Genomic DNA, 5,160 nt, shown 5'->3' with positions numbered 1-5,160 from the left:
GCCCAGCCCAGCACGGGTTCGAGCGGCAGCCCGGCGGCGCGGCGCAGCGCCGGGGCCCGGCCGGGCGACGACGCGGCGCCCGCGCGGGCCGCGGGCCGGGGCCCGGTCAGGCGCGCGGCGGCCATCGCGTGGCGCGGCGGGGCAGGGTGAGAGCGAGGCCGTGCGGGGAGTCCGGGCCTTCGGCGAGGGCGTGCGCCACCGGCGCGGGCAGCGGGGCGGTCCCGAGCAGTCCGGCGGCGACGGCGGCGGTGGTGCGGTGCCAGGTCCCGGCCCGCCGCAGCATCGCGTGGTCGCCGCCCGGCAGCAGCAGCCGGCACACGGGGGTACCGGCGCGGCGGGCGCGGGCGGCCAGGGCGGCGGAGCCCGCCGGGTCGGTCACCCGGTCCCGGTCCGCGTGCACGATGACCGTCCGGACGCCCGGCAGCGCCGGTGCCGGGTCCTGTGGCGGGCACCAGGGTGCCAGCGCCACCACACCGCGGACCGCGGGGTGTCCGGCAGCCCGGAGCGCCGCCCGGCCGCCCATCGAGTGGCCCACCAGGACCACCGGCACCGGGCCGAGCCGTCCGGCGAGCCGGTCGAGTGCCGCCTCCGTGTCCCGCAACGGATCCTCGTGCCGGCCGTTCCAGCCCCGGTGCCGGTAGCGCACGATGCCGGTGACCACCGTGTGCCCCGCCGTCGCGGAGCGGATCGCGGACCGGAACGGCAGCATCCGCAGCACGGTGGGGCCCAGACGGGCCGGGCGCGAGTGCCCGTCCGCGCGCCCGCCGGGCAGCAGGAGCACGGCGCCCCGTACCGGCCCCGGTGGGGGAGTGTCCAGGACGAGCCACCGGTGTTCTTCCCGCGCGGCCCCCGCCGCCCCTGCCGTCATGGCCGCCTCCCGCCGAAATGCCGCCGCGCCGTTCCGTCCCGGTCATGCCCTTCGGAGCCGGTCACGGTACGGACGGGTGCCGGACGGCAGGACGGCGAGCCGGGTCAGCCGCGCATCAGCTCGGCCAGCAGTTCGAGCTGCTGCGGATCCTCCAGGGCGGTGCCCACCCCCACCGCCCGGCAGCCGGCGGCCAGATAGTCCTGGGCGTTGTACGCGTCGACGCCGCCGGTCGCCACCAGCGGCACGGCGGGGAAGGGGCCGCGCTGGGCCCGTACCCAGTCCGGCGTGAGCTGCGCGGCCGGGAACACCTTGAGCCAGCTCAGCCCGCGCGCCAGCGCCTGGGCGATCTCACCGGCGGTCGCCACCCCGGGCAGCAGCGGCAGCCCGTGCTCCCCGCACGCCCCGGCGACCTCCGGGACCAGCCCGGGCGACACGGCGAACGCCGCGCCCGCCGTCACCACCTCGCCCACCTGCGGCGCCGTCAGCACCGTCCCGGCCCCCACCGGCAGCCCCCGCTCCCGGCCGGCCGCCACCGCGGCCCGCAGCGACGGCAGGGCGGCCGGGTCCTGCACGGGCACCTCGATCATCCGGATGCCCAGGTCCCAGGCCCGTTCGCACCGGGCCACGGTGCCGCCCGGGTCGAACCCGCGCAGGATCCCCATCACCGGTCCGGTGGCGAACGCGTCCTCGAAGAAGGCGGCGGGCGGCGGGGGCAGATCCGTCATCGGCTGGCTCCTCAGCGGCGGTGCGGCGGCGGGTCGCCGCGGATCCCGGTCTCCCCGGCATCATCGGTCAGGGCCCGGCCGACCGCGAGCGAGGCGGCGTGCACCGCGCGCGGAGAGCGCAGCAGATCCGTGCTGTCCGCCCACTGGTCCACCGCCCCGACCGGCGGCAGCGCCCGCAGCCACGGGTCGGTGACCGTCTCCTCCAGCGCCCGCGCGAAGCGGTCGGCCCGCAGCACCGCGAACGGCCGTCCGTGGTACGGGCGGCACGCCGGATCCAGCGGCGGGGTGAGTCCGGTGGCGTTGTGCAGCGCGGCCACCATCTCGTACGCCGTGCACAGCGCCGCCTCCCGGGCGGGCTGGTCCGCGGCGCCCAGCGCGCCGCGCAGCACCGGGGCGAGCGCACCGGCCACCGGCAGCCGGGCGAACGCGGCGCCCAGCCACTTGGCATACGGCGCGTACCGCCGCTCCAGCAGCAGACACAGCCGCATCAGCTCCCTCACCAGCCGGGCGGCCACCACCGCCGCCCCCAGCTCGTCGCCGGTCTCCGCGCAGCGGCCCACGAACGCCTCCTCCTGCGCGATCCGCTGCCACTGACAGGCCAGCAGGTACCGCCAGACCTGATCCGGATACCGGGCGAGCGCGGCCCGGACGGCGCCGAGCGTGCCCAGGCCGTCGTGGAACACCGCGCCGCCGGTGGCCTCGGCGAGCCGCTGCTGCGGCAGCGCCAGCCACTGCCGGACGTCCGGCCGCCGTGCCTGCGCCTCCGTCAGACCGAGGTGTCCGGTCAGCCAGCCGTCCAGGTCGTGCACGTCCACCCGGTGGTTGACCGGACCGGCGGACGGGCTCATCCGGCCCACCGGATCCCGCGGGTCGCCGCTCTCCTCGAAATGCGTGGGCCAGCCGCGGACCTCCTTCGGCAGCCGCTCGGCCAGCATCCGCCGGACGGCGTCGCCGTACCGGGCCCGGTCCCGCGGCGTCAGGAACAGCTCCAGGCGCGGCCCCCACTCGTGGTCGGCCGAGCGGGGCGTGTCGAAACCCAGCACCTCGGAACCGGCCCCGATGCGGGCGGCGGTGTGCCGCAGCCCGGGGAAGGCGTCGTCGAGCAGGGGCCGCACCGCCTCCTCGTACAGCGCGCGGGACAGGGCGAGGCCGGGCAGGAAAGCGGGGGCGGGAGAGGTCATGCCGTCACCGTGCGGGGCGGGAGGCGGGCGCGCCACCGGTTTTCCGGCGCGGGACACCCCGCGGGCGGGCTCCGCCGGTCCCCGCGGCCCGCCGGTACCCCGGGGCTGGCCCCCGGGCACCCCCCGCGGCGGCCCATCCGTGACATCCCGCCCGTTCCCCCGTGTGCACGGCACGAGGACACCGCCATGCTGGCCAACGGCAGTCAGGACCGCTCCGCCGCACCACCCCGGACCAACGGAAGGAACCCGTCATGCCCCGTGTGCTCCTCGTCAGCGGCAGCCCCTCGGCCGACTCCCGCACCGCCGCCGCCGTCCAGCTGGCCGGGGCGCCCCTGGCCGCCGCCGGGCACCGCACCGAGACCCTCGCCGTCCGCGACCTGCCCCCCGACGCCCTGCTGCGCGCCGACTCCGCCGACCCCCAGCTGCGCGAGGCCGCCGCCCGGGTGGCCGCGGCCGACGCGCTGGTGATCGGCACCCCCGTGTACAAGGCGTCCTTCTCCGGCCTGCTGAAGTGCTGGCTCGACGTGCTGCCGCAGTACGCGCTGGAGGGCAAGGCGGTGCTGCCGCTCGCCACCGGCGGCAGCCTGGCCCACGCGCTGGTGCTGGACTACGCGCTGCGCCCGGTGCTCGGCAGCATGGGCGCCGCCCCCGTCACCCAGGGCTGTTTCGTGCTGGACGCGGCGGTGACCAAGCCGGCGGACGGGGCGCCGGCCCGGCTCGACCCGGAGGCGTCCGCCCGGCTGGCCAGGGCGGTCACCTGGCTGGGTGACGCCCTGCCCGGCCCGGTTGCCGCTGTGGCCGCCGCCTGACGCGGCGCCCGGCCGTCCACCCGCCGCCGCCCCGGGCCGCGCACCCTCGCGGGGCGGTTTGGGCCGTCATACTGGGCCCGTCGGAGGTGTCTTTCGCCCGGGTCGGGAATGGCGGAAGAAGGGGGACATGACGGAGCGTCCGGTGGTGCACGGCCGGTACCAGCTGCTGGAGCTGATCGGCCGGGGCGGCATGGGCGAGGTGTGGAGCGCCCGCGACGAGGCGCTGGACCGCCGGGTGGCCGTCAAGTGCCTCAAGCCGCTGGGCGCGGGCCGGGAGGCGTCCTCCCTGCGGGGGCTGCGGCAGCGGTTCCGGCGCGAGGCGCGGGTGGCGGCCGGCCTCCAGCACCGGGGGATCACCGTGGTGCACGACTTCGGGGAGACCGAGGACGGGCTGCTGTACCTGGTGATGGAACTCCTGGTCGGCCGCAACCTCAGCCAGCTGCTCGGCGAGCGGCGGGGCGCCCCGCTGCCGGTCGCGGAGGTCGCCGACATCGCCGCGCAGACCGCCGCCGCCCTCGCCTACACCCACGAACAGGGCGTGGTGCACCGCGATCTCAAGCCGGCCAACGTGATGCGGCTGACCGACGGCACCGTCAAGATCTGCGACTTCGGCATCGCCCGGCTCGCCCACGACATCGGGTTCTCCAGCAAGCTCACCGGCTTCGGCATGGCCATGGGCACCCCGCACTACATGTCGCCCGAGCAGATCGCCGGGCTGCCCGTGGACCACCGCGGCGATCTGTACTCGCTGGGCTGCGTGCTGTACGAGCTGGCCACCGGGGCACCGCCGTTCGACCTCGGCGACCCCTGGGCCATCCTGGTCGGCCACCGCGACCAGGCGCCGGTGCCGCCGCGCAGCCTGCGCCCCGAACTGCCCGAAGCGCTGGACCGGCTGATCCTCGCCCTGCTCGCCAAGCGCCCCGAGGACCGGCCGGCCGACGCCGCCGTCCTGGTACGGGAACTGGGCGACGCCGCCGGGCCGGGCGGGACCGGCCCGCCGCTGCCGGAGTGGACCCGCGGCATGCGCGCCGGGTCCCGCGCCAGCGGCTCGTGGTCCCTGCGGCTGCCGCCGCCGGACCGCAGCGCCGGGCTCACCGGGCCGTGGACGGGGCAGGTGGCGACCGCGCTGCTCACCCCGAGCCCCGCGCCCGAGTACCTCGCCGTGCTGGCCGGCCGGCACCGTGCCGCGCTCGGCCTCGGCCGGCTCGGCCGCTGGCCCGAGGCGTACGAGGCGCACCGCGCGCTGGCCGCCGAACGCGAACGGGTGCTCGGCGCCGGGCACCCCGACACCCTCGCCAGCCAGTACGAGCTGGCCCACGCGCTGCGCCGGCTCGCCCGCTGGGACCGGGCGCTGGCCGCTTACCGGCCGGTCGCCGACGCCGGCGGGCCGCTGGCGCTGGACGCCCGCTTCGAGATGGGCGTCTGCCTGGGCAGGCTCGGCCACCCCGACCGGGCGCTGGCGCTGTACCAGGAGCTGATCGCCGTGTGCGCGGGGACGTTCGGGGACCGGCATCCGCGCACGCTGCGCGCCCGGCACGGCCGGGGGATCAGCCTGGGGCGGCTGGGCCGCTGGGAGG

General features: G+C 78.1%; 5 protein-coding genes. 2 read left to right on the top strand and 3 right to left on the bottom strand.

Features of this window, described 5'->3' with window-relative positions:
* Window positions 1–106: 106 nt before the first annotated feature.
* The 3 genes from ACFV5N_RS24395 to ACFV5N_RS24385 form a co-directional block, all read right to left on the bottom strand.
* Window positions 107–868, bottom strand: a complete 762-nt coding sequence (locus ACFV5N_RS24395) for an alpha/beta hydrolase (protein WP_385603703.1) — start codon at window positions 866–868, stop codon at window positions 107–109.
* 104 nt (window positions 869–972) lie between these two features.
* The gene (locus ACFV5N_RS24390; RefSeq protein ID WP_385603702.1) at window positions 973–1,593 is read right to left on the bottom strand and encodes a bifunctional 4-hydroxy-2-oxoglutarate aldolase/2-dehydro-3-deoxy-phosphogluconate aldolase; all 621 of its coding nucleotides are present in this window, start codon (window positions 1,591–1,593) and stop codon (window positions 973–975) included.
* 11 nt (window positions 1,594–1,604) lie between these two features.
* Window positions 1,605–2,774: a DUF4037 domain-containing protein gene (locus tag ACFV5N_RS24385; RefSeq protein WP_385603699.1), complete on the bottom strand. Its 1,170-nt coding sequence runs from the start codon at window positions 2,772–2,774 to the stop codon at window positions 1,605–1,607.
* Window positions 2,775–3,025: 251 nt separating this feature from the next.
* On the opposite strand from ACFV5N_RS24385, the gene ssuE reads away from it, so the two are divergent.
* Complete coding sequence (gene ssuE / locus ACFV5N_RS24380; protein ID WP_385603696.1) at window positions 3,026–3,583, top strand: NADPH-dependent FMN reductase; 558 nt, start codon at window positions 3,026–3,028, stop codon at window positions 3,581–3,583.
* A 127-nt stretch (window positions 3,584–3,710) separates the two neighbouring features.
* Window positions 3,711–5,160, top strand: a 1,450-nt coding sequence (locus ACFV5N_RS24375; RefSeq protein WP_385603694.1) for a protein kinase, incomplete at its 3' end; no start/stop codon positions are given.

Origin of the sequence: Streptomyces sp. NPDC059853, from assembly GCF_042731495.1 — a bacterium.
In the GTDB taxonomy this organism is placed as follows: domain Bacteria; phylum Actinomycetota; class Actinomycetes; order Streptomycetales; family Streptomycetaceae; genus Streptomyces.
Note: the sequence above shows the minus strand (reverse complement) of the source record. Positions and strands in the feature narration are given on the sequence as shown.